This window comes from Mesobacillus maritimus (assembly GCF_044803185.1).
In the GTDB taxonomy this organism is placed as follows: Bacteria; Bacillota; Bacilli; order Bacillales; family Cytobacillaceae; genus Mesobacillus_B; species Mesobacillus_B maritimus_B.
Genome location: NZ_CP085225.1, coordinates 4,795,218 through 4,813,768 on the forward strand (window position 1 = coordinate 4,795,218; position 18,551 = coordinate 4,813,768).

An 18,551-nucleotide genomic window follows, 5' to 3' on the forward strand; every position below is an offset into this window, starting at 1 on the left:
AATTAAATGTCCGGTTATTTTGTGTTGAAAATAAAACAGGACTCCGAACTTTTCATTATTTTCATTATACTATTTTTAGAAACCACTCACAATGAATCGAAAACCGTTAATTTTGTCAATAAATCCCCCAGTAAAACTAGGACGAATGAAATGGTGTTATATACCCATTAAACAAGCTGTACTATATGTAAGACAAAAAAAATAGCACAGGCAGAGCCTGTGCATCAACAAGTATATTTTTAAAAGGGGGTCAATTTGTAACTTCATTGTACCAGATAAATATTTCACTACTGTTACAGTAGAGTTAATTAAAAATTACGTTATTGTGCAGATAAAACGAAGACGAACATTGACGAACCTATTCAAACTCCTAAGGGATGCAATAACCTTAAGCTTTTGCTTTCAGTTCCTCTTTGAGCTCCTCAACAAAATGCTGTGCCTGCTGCGCAGCAATACTTCCATCACCTGTTGCCGTTACAATTTGGCGCAACGTTTTTTCACGGATATCTCCCGCCGCAAAAATACCAGGAACCTTCGTTTCCATATTTTCATTGGTCTCAATGTAACCATTGCTATTTGTAATTCCTAGTCCTTCAAATGGCTTTGTCAATGGAACCATGCCAATGTAAATAAATACACCATCTGCCTTAAATTCCATTTCTTTGCTATCGTTCGTGGATACGAGAGTCAAGCTGCCAACTTTTCCATCTTTTTCATGGATTTCCTTAACTGTGTGGTTCCAAATAAAATCAATTTTCTCATTTGCAAACGCACGGTCTTGAAGGATCTTTTGTGCGCGCAATTCGTCACGTCGGTGTACAATGGTTACTTTCGACGCAAAACGTGTTAAGTAAACACCTTCCTCTACCGCTGAATCTCCTCCACCAACAACGACTAGCTCTTTGCCCTTGAAGAAAGCCCCGTCACAAACGGCACAATAAGAAACCCCACGGCCACCTAGTTCTTGTTCGCCAGGTACGCCAATCTTCTTATACTCTGCACCAGCAGAAATAATAATGGAATGAGCCTTATATTGTTTGGAACCTGCAACAATGGTTTTGTATTCCTTACCATCAATGATTTCCTTTACATCACCATAAGCATACTCAGCACCGAATTTCTTTGCATGGTCAAACATCTTCGTTGAAAGTTCTGGTCCTAAGATACTATCAAATCCTGGATAATTTTCAACATCTTCGGTATTGGCCATTTGCCCGCCTGGAACTCCACGCTCAAGCATAAGCGTAGAAAGATTTGCACGTGATGTATAAACAGCTGCTGTCATTCCCGCTGGACCTGCTCCAATGATAATAACATCATAAATTTTTTCTTCAGACATGTAACTCCACTCCTTTATATAGCAGTATATCCTTGTAAAACAATTACGATAATAGTTAGTATCTGCTACCTATCCTTATCCTATAAAACAAATAAGAAAGAGTCCAAAAATTTGCTTACATGAAAAGCGGAGGTGCCCTGGTCAGCGACGTACGGACTAGAGTAACCTGTCTATTTTAAGCAACCAAAAAAAAGTGACAGGACCAATCCAATTTGGATGGTACCTGTCACCTTATCTTAATCTAAGCATTCGCCAACTAGATCGATGTATTTATTTAAGGTAGAAACGGAAAGTCCGTACTTTTTAGCTAATGCGATTTTGGTGATTTTTCCTTCACGTAGCTTTTCCCAAACAAACTCGACGGCAGCCGCCCAAGCCTTTTTATTTTTAAAATTAAACCCAACTTTGACTGCCTTATCAAACACAGCAAACCAAACTAAATAAATACCAGCTTCCTCATGGTCAATCGGTTGATGGAAATCATATAGGACGAGAGCCGTTTCGTGTGCTCCGATTACAGGTTCCATCCCTGGATTGAATTTTCCAGATTGAACATAAGAAAGATAACTTTTTTCAAGCCCCGTCAAGTTTTCGGCAATTTTATTAGCAGAAAGAATCTCTTCCTTCTGGTTAGAAACTGACGTTAAAAACAATGCAAAAAGGCGCTCTTCAGGATGCTCACTTTGGAACCTTTTGATAATCGTTTTGACCTGAGTATCTAGGCCAAGTTCCTGGTTCCCCCAAGGCTCATGCCCCGCTTTTTCAGGACTATACTCTAGTACTTTTTTCCAATGATTTCTAGCCGCTTGTTCTCGACCAGTATGATAGGAAGAATGTGCGAGCCAATAATAAAAAGCCCCATCTCCATCATGGCCGTATTTCCTTAAGCGGTTCAACCATTTGTAGCCAAGCTCATATTCACCGATCAACGAGAAGGTCGCTCCAAGCTTAAACTGCTGCTCCGCTAAAAGCGGCTGGATTTTAGCCAGAGTAGCAACCAAGTTTTGAACATCCTTATTCCGATTTTGATAATAAGCAAAAACTAGCTTATTACATAGTGCATGTAGGTTCCCAGGGTTTTGGGTAAGCACTTGATCGAGAATCTCATTGGCTTTGACTTGATGACCAAGATAAAAGTTGGCCAACGCCAGGTTATTATAAGCAGACCAATATTCAGGGTATTCCTCGATAAGCTCCTCGAAAATCTCTACCGCCCGCGGAAATTCACCCGCTTCAAGTAGGGACCTAGCCTCTTCTTGTTTAACTATGAGACTATCCTCTTCAAAAAGAGCTTCCTCCAAATCGTCTGCCTCTAGCATAATCAGTTCGAGAAGTTCCTCAGCGTCATCGCTGAACTCCCCGTCACGTGTTAACTCCAAGTAAAGGTTGGCATAATGATATGCATCTTTAAATAAGCCCAAATGAGCATAATTATTTGCTAAAAAATAATGGCACTCTACCATTTCTTCATCCAATTCTTCAAGGATCATTTTTAATAAGCTGATTGACTGTTGGTATTCCCCAAGCTCGGTTGAGACAATCGCGAGCTGACAGATAATCATCGGTTCGCCTGGCTCTAGTTCCATGGCACGACTAAAATATTTATGCGCCCGTAACAAATCCCGGCGTTGATACGCTTTGACCCCTTTGGTGAAATAATACTCACCTGTCGGGACAAATGACAGTAGTTGCCCTTTTTGATTTAATGCTTTAGAGTCTTCTCCCATTTTGTCCTCCACAAAAGGTTTTTTAACCAAATAAGTATAACATAATCGAAGGGGTTGGGTGAAGGTTAAATTTGGCGGGGATTATTGTGATTAAAAAGATGTCCGCGATATGCACTCCACCGGCTCTTACTATTATCGGTCATTGGTTATTTAAACGTTTGTAGCGTGATTTCTAGTGGTTCCTATACCCCGACTTATAAATGCGGATTTCCATTCTAATATGAGGTATTTTTGGGGGATTGAGTCTCAGTCTGGGGGATTGGACGAGGTTTTATATACAAATTTAAGGTTTTATAGAAGAATACGGCAATAAAGAGGGAATTTCCTTCATGAAATTGCTAGATATTTTGATATACTCGTAACATCATAGGGGGTAGGGGTACTTTTTATTCCCCTAGGGAGAATAAAATTAATCGAATTTCTGGCTAGCTGCATTATATTCCCCCTGACAGACGTTATATTCCCCTAGAGGGAATAAAAATCACACAAGCCTAGCTAGAACTAAAGAAACCAACCAGAAATCATTCCTGGTCGGCTCATAAAACTATTTCTTTTCCATATGACGCTTGTCTAGGACAGCTAATATCTCTTTAAACGGTAGCTCTTGTTCACGAAGCAGGACGAGTAAATGGTAGAGCAGGTCTGCTGACTCCCATTTTAATTCTTCCTGGTCGCGATTTTTTGCGGCGATGATGACTTCTGATGCCTCTTCGCCAACCTTTTTTAAAATTTTATCGACACCTTTTTCGAACAAGTAGGTGGTGTAAGCACCCTCTGGACGCTCACGTTCACGGTCAGCGATAACTTGTTCTAGCGCTAGTAAGATTCGATAATCAGAGAGGGTTGCAGCTTCAGTAGCCGGAGTTCCTTCTTGTAAAAGGCTTTCGTTAAAACAGCTAACAGAACCTGTATGACAAGCTGGCCCAGCCGGTTCAACGAGAACCACTAGCGCATCTCCATCACAATCATACTTCATATCTACGATTCTTTGGGTATTGCCACTTGTCTCGCCTTTATGCCAAAGTTCTTGGCGGGAGCGGCTATAAAACCATGTTTCTCGCGTTTCAAGCGACTTTCCCAGTGACTCTTTGTTCATATAAGCAACTGTTAAAACTTCACGGGTGACAGCATCCTGGACAACTGCTGTGATTAAACCATTATCATCAAACTTTAGGTCATCTATATTCATCGAACTTCGACTCCTTTTTCACGGAGGTATGTTTTTACTTCTGCCACCGAGGTTTCTTTATAGTGAAAAATAGAAGCTGCTAACGCGGCGTCGGCTTTGCCTTCAACGAATGCATCAACAAAATGTTCAGCATTCCCCGCTCCACCCGAAGCAATAACTGGGACAGAAACGGCTTCGCTGACCGCTTTTGTCAGCTTCAGATCAAAGCCTTTCTTTTCACCATCACTGTCCATGCTCGTAAGAAGGATTTCTCCCGCCCCAAGGCGCACTGCCTCACGAGCCCATTCAATCACTTCACGATCTGTTGCGGTTCTGCCGCCATGTGTATAAACACGCCATGAACCTAACTCCGGATCGTATTTTGCATCAATCGCCACGACGATACACTGCGTACCGAAAAAGTCGGCTCCTTCAGTAATCAAGCTAGGATTTAAAACTGCTGCGGTATTGAGGCTCACCTTATCTGCCCCTGAACGCAAAATCCGTTTCATGTCTTCTAACGAGTTGATTCCACCACCAACTGTAAAAGGAATCGCAAGCTCTGAAGCAACAGCCTTAACGACTTCAACCATGGTTTTCCGGCCTTCATTTGAAGCCGAAATATCTAGAAAAACGAGCTCATCTGCTCCTTGCTCATCGTAAAAGCGAGCCAGTTCAACTGGGTCACCCGCATCGCGAAGCTGAACAAACTTAATCCCTTTCACAACACGACCATCTTTTACATCTAAGCACGGAATAATTCTTTTTGTTAACATGATTCCGTCACCGCTTTCAACGCTTCCTTTACACTAAACCGACCTTCATAAAGGGCTTTGCCTACAATCGCCCCGCTTACTCCGACGGACTGCAATTCTTTCAATGCAAGCAAATCACCAAGCTGGCTGACACCACCAGAAGCAATGACGCTTTTCCCTGTTTCTTCAGCCAGTAATTGGATTGCCTGTACATTCGGCCCTGAGAGCATTCCATCTGTGGCAATATCGGTAAAAATAAACGTTTCTGCACCGGCTTCGGCAAAACGTTTTCCTAAATCGACTGCCTTTACTTCTGAGGTTGCTAACCAACCATGTGTGGCTACATAACCGTCTTTCGCATCAAGGCCAATCGCAATTTTACCAGGGTACTTTCTTACCATCTCTTCGGCAAACTCTGGATTCGAAACCGCAATACTGCCAATGATAACCCTTGAAACGCCGTTATCTAGGTAATGAGCAATGTCGGCTTCAGTGCGAATTCCCCCACCGATTTGTACCTTGGCGTTTAGCTCTTTGGCCGCCTTTATTACATATGTATCATTGACCCTTTTTCCATCTCGAGCACCATCGAGGTCCACCATATGAATCCACTCAGCCCCAGATTCAGCAAAAGATTTTGCCATGTCAAACGGGGAATCTCCATAAACCGTTTCTTTTCCGTAATCTCCCTGAAGAAGTCGGACACATTTGCCGCCCCTCATATCAATTGCTGGATATACGATAAAACTCATAGTAGCCCTCCTCTCTTTTATTTAGTTCTCCGTCTACTAGCTTAACGTACTATTGTGCTAAACGAGTGAAATTGCTTAGCAATTCCATTCCTAATCGACTGCTTTTTTCAGGATGAAACTGCATTCCAAATACATTCTTTCGGCCAACAACAGCAGGAACTTCAACATCATAATCACTGACTGCAATCAGGACGTCTTTGTCCTCAGTTGCTACATAATAAGAATGAACAAAATATACATGTCCTGGCTCAACAGCGTCGGTTAGTGGCGATGCATTTGTAAACCGTAGCTTGTTCCAGCCCATATGAGGGACTTTATACGACTCACCCTCTGCTGTCTGGCCTGGAAAACGCTCAACAGTTCCAGGCAACAATCCTAGCCCCTTGGTCACACCGTTTTCCTTGCTATCCTCAAATAAAAGCTGCATGCCTAGACAAATGCCCAGAACTGGCTTACCTGTTGCCGCATACTCGCGTATCATATCAGAAAGTCCTAATTCATTTAGCCGTTGCATTGCATCTGGAAACGCACCGACTCCAGGGACCAACAAGGCGTCTGCCTTCCGCAGTTCCTCTGGATTTTCCGAAATGAAATATGCTGCATCAAGCCGTTCCAGGGCTTTGCTGACACTGAACAAATTCCCCATTCCATAATCGACAATTCCAATCATTTACAGCATTCCCTTCGAGGATGGAATTCCTTTTACCCGTGGATCGATGGTTGTTGCTTCATCAAGCGCACGCGCTAATGCCTTAAAAACAGCCTCAATCATATGGTGAGTGTTGTGACCGTAATGAACGATGACATGTAGGTTCATCCTTGCCTCAAGGGCCAATTTCCATAAAAATTCATGGACTAATTCCGTATCAAAGGTACCCACCTTCTGAGAAGGAAATTCACCGCGCAACTCTAGATGAGGACGATTGCTTAAATCGACGACTACTTGGGCCAATGCTTCATCCATCGGTACAAATGCGTTTCCATATCTTTTAATACCGCGCTTATCACCAAGTGCTTCACGCAACGCTTGTCCAAGGCAAATTCCAATATCCTCGGTTGTATGATGATCATCGACCTCAATATCCCCTTTAGCATGAACACTTAAATCAAACTGTCCATGTTTGGCAAACAAATCAAGCATATGGGTTAAAAAAGGGACTCCTGTTTCAAGCTCTGAAAAACCCTCTCCGTCAATTGCCAGGCTTAGCTGAATATTGGTCTCATTCGTTTTCCGGTCGACCGTTGCCACTCTCTCCATCCTTCATTCCTCCAATGTGTATCTCATCCATTTTTATTAATTAAATTTTTTCAATCTCGTTTCAACTGCACGAGCATGGGCTTCAAGGCCCTCAAGTCTTGCAAATTGAGCAATCTTCGCACCATTTTCACGTAGGGCGCCTTCACTATAGGCAATGATGCTTGATTTTTTTTGAAAATCCTCGACACTAAGCGGACTTGAGAAACGTGCAGTTCCGTTTGTTGGGAGGACATGATTGGGTCCAGCGAAATAATCGCCAACAGGCTCTGAACTATAACGCCCTATAAAAATCGCACCTGCATGACGAATTTGCCCGAGCAGTTCCATGGCGTTCTCTGTAACTATTTCTAGATGCTCTGGCGCCAATTGGTTCACTACCTCTATCGCTTCCTTTAAATCACGAGCCAAATAGATGGCACCAAAGTCTTCAATCGACTTTTCAGCGATTTCCCTTCTCGGAAGGCTTGCGAGTTGTGCCGTTACTTCCCGTTGAACTTCCTCTGCCAAGACGGACGAAGTTGTGACAAGGACAGAGCTTGCGCGCATGTCATGTTCAGCTTGCGATAAAAGATCAGCGGCAATTTCATCCGCCTTTGCACTTTCATCTGCAAGGACAGCGATTTCACTCGGGCCGGCAATCATATCAATATCCACATCCCCAAACACTTCACGTTTAGCTAAAGCTACGTAAATATTTCCGGGACCGGTAATTTTATCAACAGGTTGAATACTTTCAGTTCCATAAGCTAAAGCTGCGATTGCTTGGGCTCCACCAATTTTATAGATTTCTTCCACACCGGCAATATCGGCGGCAACAAGAACGCCTGCAGGCAGCTTGCCGTCTTCACCAGGAGGCGAGACCATCACGATCCGCTTCACTCCTGCTACCTTTGCGGGGATCACATTCATCAGCACAGAGGACGGGTATGCGGCTGTTCCACCTGGCACGTAAACGCCAGCTGAATCTAACGGAGTTACCTTTTGTCCTAGTATCGTCCCGTTCTCTTCAGTCGTAATCCAAGAAGCCTTTTGTTGCTTTGCATGATAGCTCTGGATATTATTTGCCGCCTCTTGAATAATACTTACTAAACTATCGCTAATTTCTTTATAAGCTTCCTCGATTTCCGACCGTTCTACCTTAAGCGAGGAAAGCTTCACTTTATCGAACCTTTCAGTATAGGCAATAACCGCTGCGTCCCCAGAGCGCCGAACGTCACCAATAATTTTTTTAGCTGCTTCTCGCTGCTCCTCTGTCCCACTGTCGACCGATCTCTTAATCGAGACGTCACCACTAACTTTTACAATCTTCAACTCCATCATCCTTTCAACATAGGACCGACTATTTAAAAGTAAATTATCTGCTCCAATCAACGTCTAAAAAACACCATAGCTATTAAATCACTTCACTTAATGCTTCAACAATCCCCGTAATTCGTTCATCTTTGATACGATAGCTTACTGGGTTGACAATCAATCTTGAAGTAATCGGAGTGATTGTTTCGTATTCAACGAGGCCGTTTTCCTTTAATGTCTGTCCTGTTGAGACAATGTCAACAATCCTATCAGAAAGACCAATGAGCGGCGCGAGTTCGATTGACCCATTTAGCTTAATGATTTCGACTTGTTCCCCTTGCTCGCGAAAGAAGGCGGCAGTAACATTCGGGTATTTCGTTGCAATTTTCGGTGCAACATCGTTCATTTTCGTGTTTGGCAAACCCGCTACAGCTAAATAACAACCGCTTATTTTTAAATCGAGAAGCTCATATACATCTCGTTCTTCTTCAAGCAAAACATCTTTCCCTGCAATACCAAGGTCCGCCACTCCATGCTCAACATATGTAGCCACATCCATTGGTTTTGATAAAATAAACCGAAAATTCTCTTCCTCAACATCTATAATGAGCTTCCGTGAATCATCGAATTCAGGTGGGAGCTGGTAGCCTGCTTTACGAAGCAATTCAGCAGCTTCCTCGAAAATACGCCCCTTCGGCATGGCAATCGTTAATGGTTCCTTTACAGTCATTTCACCGGCTCCTTCCCTGCTTTTCCAACTAAAAACGTTACGTCTGAATATTTATTGGTACAAGCATCTAGGTCTTTGACCCCACTGATGTCTTGAAGGACAACCTGTTTGCCTGCTAACCTGCGTTCTTTCGCCAATCCGCATGCTTCTTTTCGACGCTCTGGACTAAACAAGATGCATTCAACTGGAGCCGTTTCATCAATTTCTCCTAATGCTTCAATGAGTCGATCGAGGCGAATGGCAAAGCCTGTTGCGCCTGTTGACTTGCCAAACTTTTCTAGCAAGCCATCGTACCGGCCACCGTTCCCAATTGGAAAGCCTACATTGCCGGCATAAACCTCAAATAAAATGCCAGTGTAATAACTCATATGGCTCACAAGCGTTAAGTCAAATTTAACATGTTTTGCGACATCATAATCACTGACGATGTCCCATAATTCCTGAAGTTCTAGAATGGCTTCTTTGCCTTTTTCATTTTCAATTAAATCTAATGCCTTGCCGATTACTTCCATCCCCCCACGAAGATTGAGGAAAGCTAGAAGCCGCTGGCTGTCAATCGAAGACAAAGGCAAGGATTTCACATGCTCCCGGTAACCAACATAATTCTTTTCATATAAAAACTTCGTCAATTCTTGGGCTCGTTCTTCATTTCCAAGGATTTGCACAAATAATTCTTTTACAAAACCTGAATGTCCAATCGATAATTGGAAATCCTTCAGACCCGCTTCTTTCAGTGCCGAAACAGCTAGAGCAATCATTTCTCCATCTGCACTGACAGTTCCATCCCCAATACATTCGAAACCAACTTGCTCAAATTCAGCCGGACGACCACCTTCGCGTTGCTGGGCACGAAATACATTAGCAGAATACGCAAGTCTGATTGGTAAGTTTTCATTTAAAAGCTTTGAAGCGGCAACTCTCGCAATCGGTGCCGTCATATCAGGCCGTAACACCAGTGTATGACCTTCTTGATCTAGAAGCTTAAACAGTTGCTGGTCGAGAATCGCCGAAGCCGTTCCGACCGTCTCATAATATTCAAGCGCTGGGGTAGCAATAAACTGGTATCCCCACCGTTTCATTTCTGTTTCAAGTGCAGAGCGCACATGCTGCTTCGTTTCATATAAGTTCGGTAACGTATCCCTCATTCCAAGAGGCTTCTCAAACATGAATAATCGACTCATTCTTTTCACCCTTTTCAATTGGCTATCGTTCCATTTTCCGTTCAAAACCATTTTTTTATATTTCATATGTAAACCAAAATGCTTTAGTTCGCTAATATGGTAATGAAATAAAGTTATAAGTAGTTTACCGCTTTGTAAAAAAAACGTCAAGATAAAAAGACGAAGTAATCCTGTTCCCCTTCAGAAGAAAATCTAAAACTATCGTATTATTTAGAATTGGCTATTTTTCGGGAAATTCCTCTATAATTCGGCAATTTCCCAAAAAACATCCGTTTTCCTCTCGTTTAGAGACTTTTACTCCGCATCTTGAAAGTTGTTTTAATACAGATTATTTTGTTAGGATAGTATTAAGAAGGGAGGGTTTGTTCGCAAAAGTAAGAATTCAGGTCATAGGCTAAAAAAAGGAATTATTTTTCCTACTTTCACAATGTGTTTTCTTTGCTAAAAAGAAGGGGACTTCTTAAGCAAAACGATGAATGGGTTCTTTTAGGTTTTCGCACCTAATAAGACTCCATGTAAAGAGGACGGTTAAATTGTGATTCTAGGAAAACGAATTCCCGCCATATCTAACCACATTAGATAACCTTACAAAACATCAATCTATCTAACCTTTTAGTGGTGACCCCCTTCGTTCTTACTTTCTTAAATTTTTTCATTTGCGGAAAAAAAGTTTCTGGAAAGGGAGAGTTGATGTTTAACAACAATAAATTAAACAGTGTTTTTTGGATATCGGCCATTACGTTAGGAGTTTTCGTGCTGGTTGGTGCTTTATTTCCTACTACATTTGCTAAAGGAGCAAATGCCGCTTTAAGCTTTACTACCTCATCTTTTGGCTGGCTCTATCTAGTAGCTATCTTTATTTTTACTGTTTTTCTCATTTACCTTGCATTCAGTAAATATGGAAACATTCGTCTTGGTGGACAAGATGAAAAACCTGCCTATTCGATTTTCACATGGATCGGAATGTTATTTTCAGCTGGTTTTGGAATCGCGCTGGTCTTTTATGGTGTCGGCGAACCGATGACCCATTTTAACCATACTCCAATCTCTGGAGTGGAACCGCTATCAGAACAGGCTGCACGAGTGGCAATGGGTTATTCCTTTTTCCACTATGGTGTGAGTCAATGGACGGTTTTTGCGATAGTCGGTTTAATCATGGCTTATTTCCAATTTAGGAAAAAACAAAATGGTTTAGTTTCAACTTCTTTAACACCGCTTATTGGTAACCGACCAAAGCTGAAGAACGGGATTGATATCTTGGCTGTTGTGGCAACTGTGATGGGAGTAGCTACCTCATTAGGGATGGGCATTATGCAAATCAATGGTGGGTTAAATACAGTGTTGGGGATCCCAACTGGAATTTGGCCGCAACTAGGGATTGTCGCCGTGATGACCGGATTATTTTTACTTTCATCCTCAACTGGTTTGGATAAAGGAATCAAATGGTTAAGTAATATTAACCTTGGTGTAGCACTATTGCTCATGCTATTTGTTTTTGTTACTGGTCCGACCGTATTTATTTTAGATACATTTATCGTGGGAATCGGTGACTACCTGACAAACTTTGTGAATTATAGCTTCCGTCTAAATCCATATACAGAGAATAATTGGTCACGAGAATGGACCGTGTTTTACTGGGCTTGGGCGATTGCCTGGTCACCCTTTGTCGGTGCCTTCGTTGCCCGAGTTTCACGAGGTCGAACGGTTCGCGAGTTTATTCTGGGTGTAATGGTTGCGCCTCCGGTTGTAGCGTTAATGTGGATTGCTGTATTCGGTGGAACCGCCCTTCACATGGACTTGTTCGGGGGAGCAAATATTGCCGCAGCCGTTGATAATGACATCACTAGCGCTTTATTTACTCTATTTGAGCAATTGCCGTTATCTTTCTTAGTTTCAATCCTGACGATGATGTTGATTCTTACCTTCTTGGTAACATCAGCAGACTCGGCTGTTTTCATCCTAAGCAGTATGACGACAGGAGGAAGCTTGAATCCACCTGTACGAGTAAGAATCATTTGGGGTGTATTGATGAGTTCGATTGCCACGGTTCTCCTTGTATCCAGTGGGTTAACGGGACTACAAACGGCCTCCATTGTCGCCGCTCTTCCGTTTACAATCATTCTCTTGGCGATGACCTTTACGCTATTTAAAGTGTTAAAAGCAGATGCCACATTGGTTCAGCCAGTACAATCTGAAAAAAAGGTTGCGAAGAAGAAGAACACAGCTTGATGGGATTTTATAAAAGAACGGCAGCGGAGTTTTTTGCTTCGCTGCCGTTTTTGTTTGTATGTGGGTAGCTAGTTGATGTTGATTTTGAAAGCTTAGGGGAATGGAGTGTTATTGGTTACCTTACTTTCTACTATTCTCTCTAGGTGGGGGATCACTGGGACTGATTGGTGATCTTTCTTCCTGCTCTCCTCCCTAGTTAGGGTACCAATCATCCTTATTGGCAAACTATTTTACCGTTCAACTGCTTTCGCAACTCGTTCGGGTAATTTAGTAGCCTTCTATTTTACCATTCCACCGCTTCTTCGACCCGTTCGGGTAATTAGAAGCCTTCTATTTTACCGTTCCTACACTTTCCCGACCCGTTCGGGTAATTAGAGAGCCTCTATTTTACCGTTCCTACACTTTTCCGACCTGTTTGGGCAATTAGAGGCCTTCTATTTTACCGTTCCTTCGCTTTCCCACTCCGTTCGGGCAATTAGAGGTCTTCATTTAGGTAAAAAAAAATAAACCTACAGCTGCAGGTTTATTTTTTACCATATATCGGATCATCGGCCCAGCGTTTCGCTAGTTCTTCTTTTGTGTATACGACTCTCATCGGATTTCCGCCAACGAAAGCTCCTGCTGGAACGTCTTTATGAACGACGGTTCCGGCTGAGACGAAGGCGCCATCCCCGATGACAACACCTGGTAGAATCGTTGAATTCGCACCAATCATTACTTCGTCGCCGATGATAACGTCACCGAGGCGGTATTCTTTTATGAGATACTCATGTGCTAGAATCGTTGTGTTATAGCCAATTACAGTGTTGCGGCCAACGCTAATTTTTTCAGGAAACATCACATCTAACATGACCATAAGAGCGAAAGATGTTTGGTCACCGACTTTCATCTTTAAAAAAGTCCGGTACAGCCAATTTTTCATTGATAGAAACGGAGTGTACCTGGCCAACTGAATGACAATAAAGTTTTTAACGACCTTTAAAAAAGGGACCGTTTTATAGACATGCCAAAGGGAATTGGCTCCTTCGACTTGGTGCCGTACTGTGTTCCTCATTATCTCACCTCAAGGATGGACAAGAGGTCAGGCATTTGGTCGAGCATATAGTCTGGGTCGTATGCCGCAAGATGCTCCCTTCCTTTTAATGTCCAAGAAACACCGGCCGTCTTTGTCCCAGCATTTTTACCTGCAAGCACATCATGGTGATTATCCCCAACCATCATGGCGGACTCTGGCTTGGATCCCAGAATATCTAATGCTTTATAAATTGGTTCAGGATCTGGCTTTGCCTTTTCAACATCATCAAGAGCGATGAGCACTTGGAAATACTGATCGAGACCTGTTAGCTTCAAGCCCATTTTCGCGACATCGGCAAGCTTAGTCGTTACGACTGCAAGCTTATAGCCATTTTCACTTAAAGAACGGATTGTTTCGTTTACACCTTCAAACTCTGTCACCAATCGGTCATGATTAGATAAGTTGTATTCACGGTAGGTGCGAATCATTTCATCTGCTCTTGTTGAATCAATTCCTTCAAAAACATCTCTTAAGGCTGGACCCATGAATGGCAAAACGTCTTGCCGCTGAAATTGCCCTGGAAGGTAATGGTCTAATGTGTGCAAATAAGATGAGACAATTAGCTCATTGGTATCAATTAACGTTCCATCTAAATCAAATAAAACAGTATCGATTTTATTGTTCATATACAGCTTCCTTTCGTTTTGCAATCCCTACTCGGTTCCAAATAAACGCTACAGTGATCGTCAGTAAAATTGCGATAACGATACGAATGAGTAGCAATGGAAGGACAGGAATCCCCAGTGGGATAAAAATCAGTGTATCTTCTATCACTGCATGGCAGGCGACAAGAAAGATGAATGCAATTGTTGCGTCTTTTTTAGATACGCCGTCTTCCTTAACCGCCTGGATCATTACGCCTGCTCCCATTGCTAAGCCTATTAAAAGGCCAGTTGCGAGAGTCATAGACGTGTTTTCCTTCATTCCAAGCATTCTCGTAAACGGAGAAATCCAGCGAGAGACAACATCAAGCCACTTCAGGTCCTTTAAAATTTGAATGGCAATCATTAGCGGAATAACAATCAAAGCCACCTGGAAAATCCCCATTCCAGCTTTTTCAATTCCTTCGAGGATGATGGCAAACCAGCCAGTAGGCTGCTCTTGCTGAACAGGAATCATCCCGTACTTTGCGATTTCCGAACCACCTTGCCATATAAGGTTAATCACAATCGCCGAAATAAAGGCCAATCCCAGACGGACCACGAGGATTACCCAAAGCTTAACCCCAACCTTTAGGGCCACACCTGTTTCAATAAACAAATTATGCGAAAAGCTCAACATCACAGCGATAATGAAAACTTCTTTTACCGTTAATTCGAGAGTTAAGATGGCACCAATGGCCGCGTACAAGTTGAGAAAATTCCCTAATACAAGTGGAATGGCTGCATCCCCCGACAATCCAAACAACGCCATCAATGGCGTAATTACATCAATTACCCAAGGTAATACTGGTGTAAATTGAAGAATCGTGATGATCAACGTCACCGGAAAAATGATTTTCCCCAAAGTCCATACAGTTTGTAAGCCAACCAGACTCCCCTTTTTTAATGAAGATACCATCGGAGCACCTCCCCCCCTATTCATAAAAAAACTTCTATTTCTTGCTTCCCTTCTTTTGTTTCTTTGATTGCTTCGCGTTCTCATCATCCAAATAACGGATGGAAGCATAGCCCTGCACTCTTCGGTAAATCCATAAGACTACTGCAAGAAGAATGAGACCAATTGAAATAACTTGGGCTATTCGTAGAAAGTCTGTCAACATCAAACTATCTGTCCGCAACCCTTCGACAAAGAAACGACCAATTGAATACCAAATCACATAGCTGAGGAAAAGCTCTCCTCTGCCTAGGTTAACCCTTCTAAGACCCATCAACAAAGCAAAACCTAGGATGTTCCAAACCGATTCATACAGGAAGGTTGGATGGTAGTAAACACCATTGATATACATTTGATTAATAATAAACTCTGGCAGCATTAAGTTTTCAAGGAACGCCCGTGTAACCTCACCACCATGAGCTTCTTGATTGATAAAGTTTCCCCAGCGTCCAATTGCTTGCCCTAGTATGATGCTGGGTGCGGCAATATCAGCCACTTTCCAAAAGGAAACATTTCTTTTTTTAGTAAAAATATAAGCCGTTACGACTGCCCCAATGAGCGCACCGTGAATGGCAATCCCGCCATTCCAAATCGCCAGAATTTCCGAAGGATGTTGTGCATAATACTCCCATTGGAAAATAACGTAGTAAATTCTAGCACTTAAAATGGCGATGGGGATTGCCCATAACATTAAGTCGGCGAAAAGGTCCTTGTCTAATCCACGCTTTTCCCCTTCGCGCATAGCCAACCATAGCGCGAGCGCGATTCCTAACCCGATAATGACTCCATACCAATGAACTTGAATAGGTCCTAATGAGATGGCAATCGGATCAATCGGTTGAAAGTTTTCTTCCATATCCATTCTCCTTTGTTATTCTATCTATTTTTTAAAACTTTTTAGGAGTAATAAGATCTTACCGTTTCTAAATATCGTCATGATCCCCATCTTCAATAACATCTGCAAGTCGGTTCGAGAATTGCTCCGCCGCATTCATTCCCATCCTTTTTAGGCGGAAATTCATTGCTGCTACTTCAATAATAACGGCAAGGTTTCGTCCAGGGCGGACGGGTACCGTTAACTTGGTAATATGTGAATCAATAATTTTCAGCTTATCCTCTTCTAAGCCAAGCCGATCATAGGTTTTATTTTTATCCCAAAGCTCTAAATCAATATTTAACGAAATGCGTTTATGTGTGCGAATGGCTCCGGCCCCAAATAAGGTCATGACATTGATGATTCCAAGGCCGCGAATCTCGAGGAGATGCTCAATCAACTCAGGCGAAGTACCCACAAGATTATCCTGGTCTTCTTGACGAATTTCCACACAGTCATCCGCAACGAGGCGATGTCCACGCTTCACAAGCTCAAGTGCCGTTTCACTTTTACCGACCCCACTCTTACCAGTAATAAGCACCCCAATCCCATAAATGTCAACAAGGACACCATGGACAGCCGTAGTCGGAGCAAGCTTGCTTTCAAGGTAATTGGTCAAATGACTCGATAAACGTGTTGTCTTATGATTTGACCTCATAACTGGGACAGATTCTCGTTCAGAAGCTTCGATTAACTCTGCAGGGATTTCCATGTCCCTGGTAACAATGATTCCTGGCGTAAGATCTGTGCAAAGTTGACTTAATCTGTGCTCTCTGTCTTTATCACTCAATTTTTCGATGAAGGTTAGCTCTGTTTTCCCAAGCAATTGCATACGCTCTGCTGGGTAATATTCGAAAAATCCAGCCATTTCAAGTGCTGGGCGCGATAAATCACTAATTGTAATTGGACGGTTAATCCCATCTTCCCCACTAATGAGTTCAAGGTTGAATTTTTTTATAATATCTTTTGTTCTGACTTTAGGCAAAGAGGAATCCTCCTTCAAATTTTTAATAAAAAATCAATACTATATATTTTAGCATTATTTCGATAAGAACAAAACGAAGGATATCCTAAACATGATAGATAATTGTAAAAGCAAGGTGTTTAGCCCGATTTAGCCCTAGAAGGTATAATGTAGAAAAAGAAAAGGTGGGTAAAACGAATGAGTGAAAAACGGTTTGAGTTATCAAAAAGTACAAAAGAAGAAATGGCAGCTGAGATTCAAAAATATTTCATGGAGGAACGTGGTGAAGAACTCGGGGATTTAGCGGCGCGTTTGATGCTTGATTTTATTACAGAAAAACTGGGTCCGCATTTTTACAATCTAGGTGTACAAGATTCCTACCGGTTTATGTCACAAAAACTGGAGGATTTATTTGAGATTGAAAAAAAGTAACTCATTTAGTCGAAATACCTACAGATAACCATGTCCGTATCTGCTCTACCTTCATATTATAACAGTGTATAACTATTATAATGGAAGGAGTGATAGGATGAAAATCATGCTTGATGCAGGCCATGGGTATAATACACCGGGAAAACGCAGTCCAGATGGCCTGAGAGAGTACGAGTTTAACAGGGCGGTAGCTAATTATGCTAGGGATTTATTTCGGAATTATGAAAATGTGACGGTCTATTTTGCTCATTCAGACGATCGGGATGTCCCATTGCAGGAAAGAACAAATAGAGCAAACAGCCTAAATGTTGATGCTTATGTCTCGATTCACGCGAATGCGTTTGGAAGTGGAGGATGGACTAGTCCAAGTGGAATTGAGACCTATGTTTATCCATCTAGACCCCCGGTTGCGTACCAGCTTGCACAGAAAATCCAGCGAAATCTTGTTGTGGAAACAGGGCTCCCCGATCGAGGTATTAAAACAGCCGACTTCCATGTTCTAAGGGAAACGAAAATGGATGCGGTCCTTGCTGAATGTGGGTTCTTGACAAGCAAAAACGATATCAAGCTCCTTCGTTCTGAGGAATATCGGAAAACAGTAGCAGAGGCGATTGTAAAGGCCGTTGCCGATCAATTTAACCTCAAAAGGAGTAGCAATCCACCCCCACCTAATACATCTGGTTTGTACAAGGTACAAGCAGGAGCTTTTCAAGAGAAAAAAAATGCGGATGATTTAGGTGCAAAATTGCGAAGTGATGGTTATACTCCGTATGTTTATCAAGATAATGGATTATATAAGGTCCAGGTTGGCGCTTTTGAAAAAAAACAAAACGCAAATTCGCTTGTTTCCAAATTGCGAAGTGACGGATATGAGACATTTATATACCTGGATTAAGCTAGTCATCAGTAACAAATGCCCCCAAAAAGAACATTGAAAAGCCGGGCTCCCTATTGAAGACCGGCGATTTTATTGTTCTTTTTTCTTGGCTCTTTTCTCAAACTTTGTTGCTCTTGGATACAAAATAGGGTGGGTTAAGCTTTGTTTCACTACAAATGAGCCTATTAATTATGAGAAAAGAGCGCGCAAACTTCCTATAACGTACAAAATAGCATATCATGCGTTAAAATTGGCTTTAGGTAGTAAAAATCGGCTTTAAGATTTTTACAATTTTAACAAC

General features: G+C 42.2%; 18 protein-coding genes. 3 read left to right on the forward strand and 15 right to left on the reverse strand.

Features of this window, described 5'->3' with window-relative positions:
- Positions 1-388: 388 nt before the first annotated feature.
- The 10 genes from trxB to LG336_RS23380 all read right to left on the reverse strand — a co-directional run bounded on the left by trxB (position 389) and on the right by LG336_RS23380 (position 10,203).
- Positions 389-1,339 (reverse strand): thioredoxin-disulfide reductase, encoded by a 951-nt coding sequence (gene trxB, locus LG336_RS23335; RefSeq protein WP_404329849.1) that lies wholly within the window; start codon positions 1,337-1,339, stop codon positions 389-391.
- Positions 1,340-1,575: 236 nt separating this feature from the next.
- A complete protein-coding gene (locus LG336_RS23340; protein ID WP_404329851.1) occupies positions 1,576-3,066 on the reverse strand; it encodes a tetratricopeptide repeat protein in 1,491 nt (496 codons plus the stop codon).
- A 544-nt stretch (positions 3,067-3,610) separates the two neighbouring features.
- Positions 3,611-4,255, reverse strand: coding sequence for a bifunctional phosphoribosyl-AMP cyclohydrolase/phosphoribosyl-ATP diphosphatase HisIE (gene hisIE / locus LG336_RS23345; protein WP_404329853.1), 645 nt, complete (start codon positions 4,253-4,255; stop codon positions 3,611-3,613).
- Positions 4,252-5,010, reverse strand: coding sequence for an imidazole glycerol phosphate synthase subunit HisF (gene hisF, locus LG336_RS23350; protein ID WP_404329855.1), 759 nt, complete (start codon positions 5,008-5,010; stop codon positions 4,252-4,254). The genes hisIE and hisF overlap by 4 nt, the downstream gene beginning before the upstream one ends.
- On the reverse strand, positions 5,004-5,741 hold the full coding sequence (gene hisA, locus LG336_RS23355; protein WP_404329857.1) for a 1-(5-phosphoribosyl)-5-[(5-phosphoribosylamino)methylideneamino]imidazole-4-carboxamide isomerase: 738 nt from the start codon (positions 5,739-5,741) through the stop codon (positions 5,004-5,006). Before hisA ends, hisF begins: the two co-directional genes overlap by 7 nt.
- 49 nt (positions 5,742-5,790) lie before the next feature.
- On the reverse strand, positions 5,791-6,411 hold the full coding sequence (gene hisH / locus LG336_RS23360) for an imidazole glycerol phosphate synthase subunit HisH (RefSeq protein WP_404329858.1): 621 nt from the start codon (positions 6,409-6,411) through the stop codon (positions 5,791-5,793).
- Positions 6,412-6,999 carry an imidazoleglycerol-phosphate dehydratase HisB gene (hisB, locus tag LG336_RS23365; protein WP_404329859.1) on the reverse strand — a complete coding sequence of 196 codons (588 nt, stop codon included), beginning with the start codon at positions 6,997-6,999 and terminating at the stop codon, positions 6,412-6,414.
- A gap of 36 nt (positions 7,000-7,035) precedes the next feature.
- Positions 7,036-8,310 carry a histidinol dehydrogenase gene (gene hisD, locus LG336_RS23370; RefSeq protein WP_404329861.1) on the reverse strand — a complete coding sequence of 425 codons (1,275 nt, stop codon included), beginning with the start codon at positions 8,308-8,310 and terminating at the stop codon, positions 7,036-7,038.
- 82 nt (positions 8,311-8,392) lie between these two features.
- Positions 8,393-9,022, reverse strand: a complete 630-nt coding sequence (gene hisG, locus LG336_RS23375; RefSeq protein ID WP_404329862.1) for an ATP phosphoribosyltransferase — start codon at positions 9,020-9,022, stop codon at positions 8,393-8,395.
- On the reverse strand, positions 9,019-10,203 hold the full coding sequence (locus LG336_RS23380) for an ATP phosphoribosyltransferase regulatory subunit (RefSeq protein ID WP_404329863.1): 1,185 nt from the start codon (positions 10,201-10,203) through the stop codon (positions 9,019-9,021). Before LG336_RS23380 ends, hisG begins: the two co-directional genes overlap by 4 nt.
- A gap of 690 nt (positions 10,204-10,893) precedes the next feature.
- Between LG336_RS23380 and LG336_RS23385 the strand changes: the two genes are divergently transcribed.
- Positions 10,894-12,432: a BCCT family transporter gene (locus LG336_RS23385; protein ID WP_404329864.1), complete on the forward strand. Its 1,539-nt coding sequence runs from the start codon at positions 10,894-10,896 to the stop codon at positions 12,430-12,432.
- A gap of 523 nt (positions 12,433-12,955) precedes the next feature.
- On the opposite strand, the gene LG336_RS23390 is transcribed toward LG336_RS23385, so the two are convergent.
- The 5 genes from LG336_RS23390 to hprK all read right to left on the reverse strand — a co-directional run bounded on the left by LG336_RS23390 (position 12,956) and on the right by hprK (position 16,962).
- The gene (locus tag LG336_RS23390; RefSeq protein ID WP_404329865.1) at positions 12,956-13,486 is read right to left on the reverse strand and encodes an acyltransferase; all 531 of its coding nucleotides are present in this window, start codon (positions 13,484-13,486) and stop codon (positions 12,956-12,958) included.
- Complete coding sequence (ppaX, locus tag LG336_RS23395) at positions 13,486-14,133, reverse strand: pyrophosphatase PpaX (RefSeq protein WP_404329867.1); 648 nt, start codon at positions 14,131-14,133, stop codon at positions 13,486-13,488. The genes LG336_RS23390 and ppaX overlap by 1 nt, the downstream gene beginning before the upstream one ends.
- Positions 14,123-15,067 carry a nucleoside recognition domain-containing protein gene (locus tag LG336_RS23400; RefSeq protein WP_404329869.1) on the reverse strand — a complete coding sequence of 315 codons (945 nt, stop codon included), beginning with the start codon at positions 15,065-15,067 and terminating at the stop codon, positions 14,123-14,125. Before LG336_RS23400 ends, ppaX begins: the two co-directional genes overlap by 11 nt.
- A 34-nt stretch (positions 15,068-15,101) precedes the next feature.
- A complete protein-coding gene (gene lgt, locus LG336_RS23405; RefSeq protein WP_404329870.1) occupies positions 15,102-15,959 on the reverse strand; it encodes a prolipoprotein diacylglyceryl transferase in 858 nt (285 codons plus the stop codon).
- Between the two features lie 67 nt (positions 15,960-16,026).
- Entirely contained in the window at positions 16,027-16,962 is a 936-nt protein-coding gene (hprK, locus tag LG336_RS23410; protein WP_404329872.1) for an HPr(Ser) kinase/phosphatase, read from the reverse strand.
- 177 nt (positions 16,963-17,139) lie between these two features.
- Between hprK and LG336_RS23415 the strand changes: the two genes are divergently transcribed.
- Positions 17,140-17,373 (forward strand): DUF2164 domain-containing protein, encoded by a 234-nt coding sequence (locus LG336_RS23415; protein ID WP_404329874.1) that lies wholly within the window; start codon positions 17,140-17,142, stop codon positions 17,371-17,373.
- Positions 17,374-17,470: 97 nt separating this feature from the next.
- Complete coding sequence (locus tag LG336_RS23420) at positions 17,471-18,268, forward strand: N-acetylmuramoyl-L-alanine amidase (RefSeq protein ID WP_404329876.1); 798 nt, start codon at positions 17,471-17,473, stop codon at positions 18,266-18,268.
- Positions 18,269-18,551 lie beyond the last annotated feature (283 nt).

Bases quoted from the DNA above. Each gene is read 5' to 3' on its own strand.
- ppaX (WP_404329867.1), bottom strand. From the start codon at position 14,133: ATGAACAATAAAATCGATACTGTTTTATTTGATTTAGATGGAACGTTA.
- hisIE (WP_404329853.1), bottom strand. From the start codon at position 4,255: ATGAATATAGATGACCTAAAGTTTGATGATAATGGTTTAATCACAGCA.
- LG336_RS23385 (WP_404329864.1), top strand. From the start codon at position 10,894: ATGTTTAACAACAATAAATTAAACAGTGTTTTTTGGATATCGGCCATT.
- hisH (WP_404329858.1), bottom strand. From the start codon at position 6,411: ATGATTGGAATTGTCGATTATGGAATGGGGAATTTGTTCAGTGTCAGC.
- hisB (WP_404329859.1), bottom strand. From the start codon at position 6,999: ATGGAGAGAGTGGCAACGGTCGACCGGAAAACGAATGAGACCAATATT.
- lgt (WP_404329870.1), bottom strand. From the start codon at position 15,959: ATGGAAGAAAACTTTCAACCGATTGATCCGATTGCCATCTCATTAGGA.
- trxB (WP_404329849.1), bottom strand. From the start codon at position 1,339: ATGTCTGAAGAAAAAATTTATGATGTTATTATCATTGGAGCAGGTCCA.
- hisF (WP_404329855.1), bottom strand. From the start codon at position 5,010: ATGTTAACAAAAAGAATTATTCCGTGCTTAGATGTAAAAGATGGTCGT.
- LG336_RS23340 (WP_404329851.1), bottom strand. From the start codon at position 3,066: ATGGGAGAAGACTCTAAAGCATTAAATCAAAAAGGGCAACTACTGTCA.
- LG336_RS23420 (WP_404329876.1), top strand. From the start codon at position 17,471: ATGAAAATCATGCTTGATGCAGGCCATGGGTATAATACACCGGGAAAA.
- hisG (WP_404329862.1), bottom strand. From the start codon at position 9,022: ATGACTGTAAAGGAACCATTAACGATTGCCATGCCGAAGGGGCGTATT.
- hisA (WP_404329857.1), bottom strand. From the start codon at position 5,741: ATGAGTTTTATCGTATATCCAGCAATTGATATGAGGGGCGGCAAATGT.
- LG336_RS23400 (WP_404329869.1), bottom strand. From the start codon at position 15,067: ATGGTATCTTCATTAAAAAAGGGGAGTCTGGTTGGCTTACAAACTGTA.
- LG336_RS23390 (WP_404329865.1), bottom strand. From the start codon at position 13,486: ATGAGGAACACAGTACGGCACCAAGTCGAAGGAGCCAATTCCCTTTGG.
- LG336_RS23380 (WP_404329863.1), bottom strand. From the start codon at position 10,203: ATGAGTCGATTATTCATGTTTGAGAAGCCTCTTGGAATGAGGGATACG.
- LG336_RS23415 (WP_404329874.1), top strand. From the start codon at position 17,140: ATGAGTGAAAAACGGTTTGAGTTATCAAAAAGTACAAAAGAAGAAATG.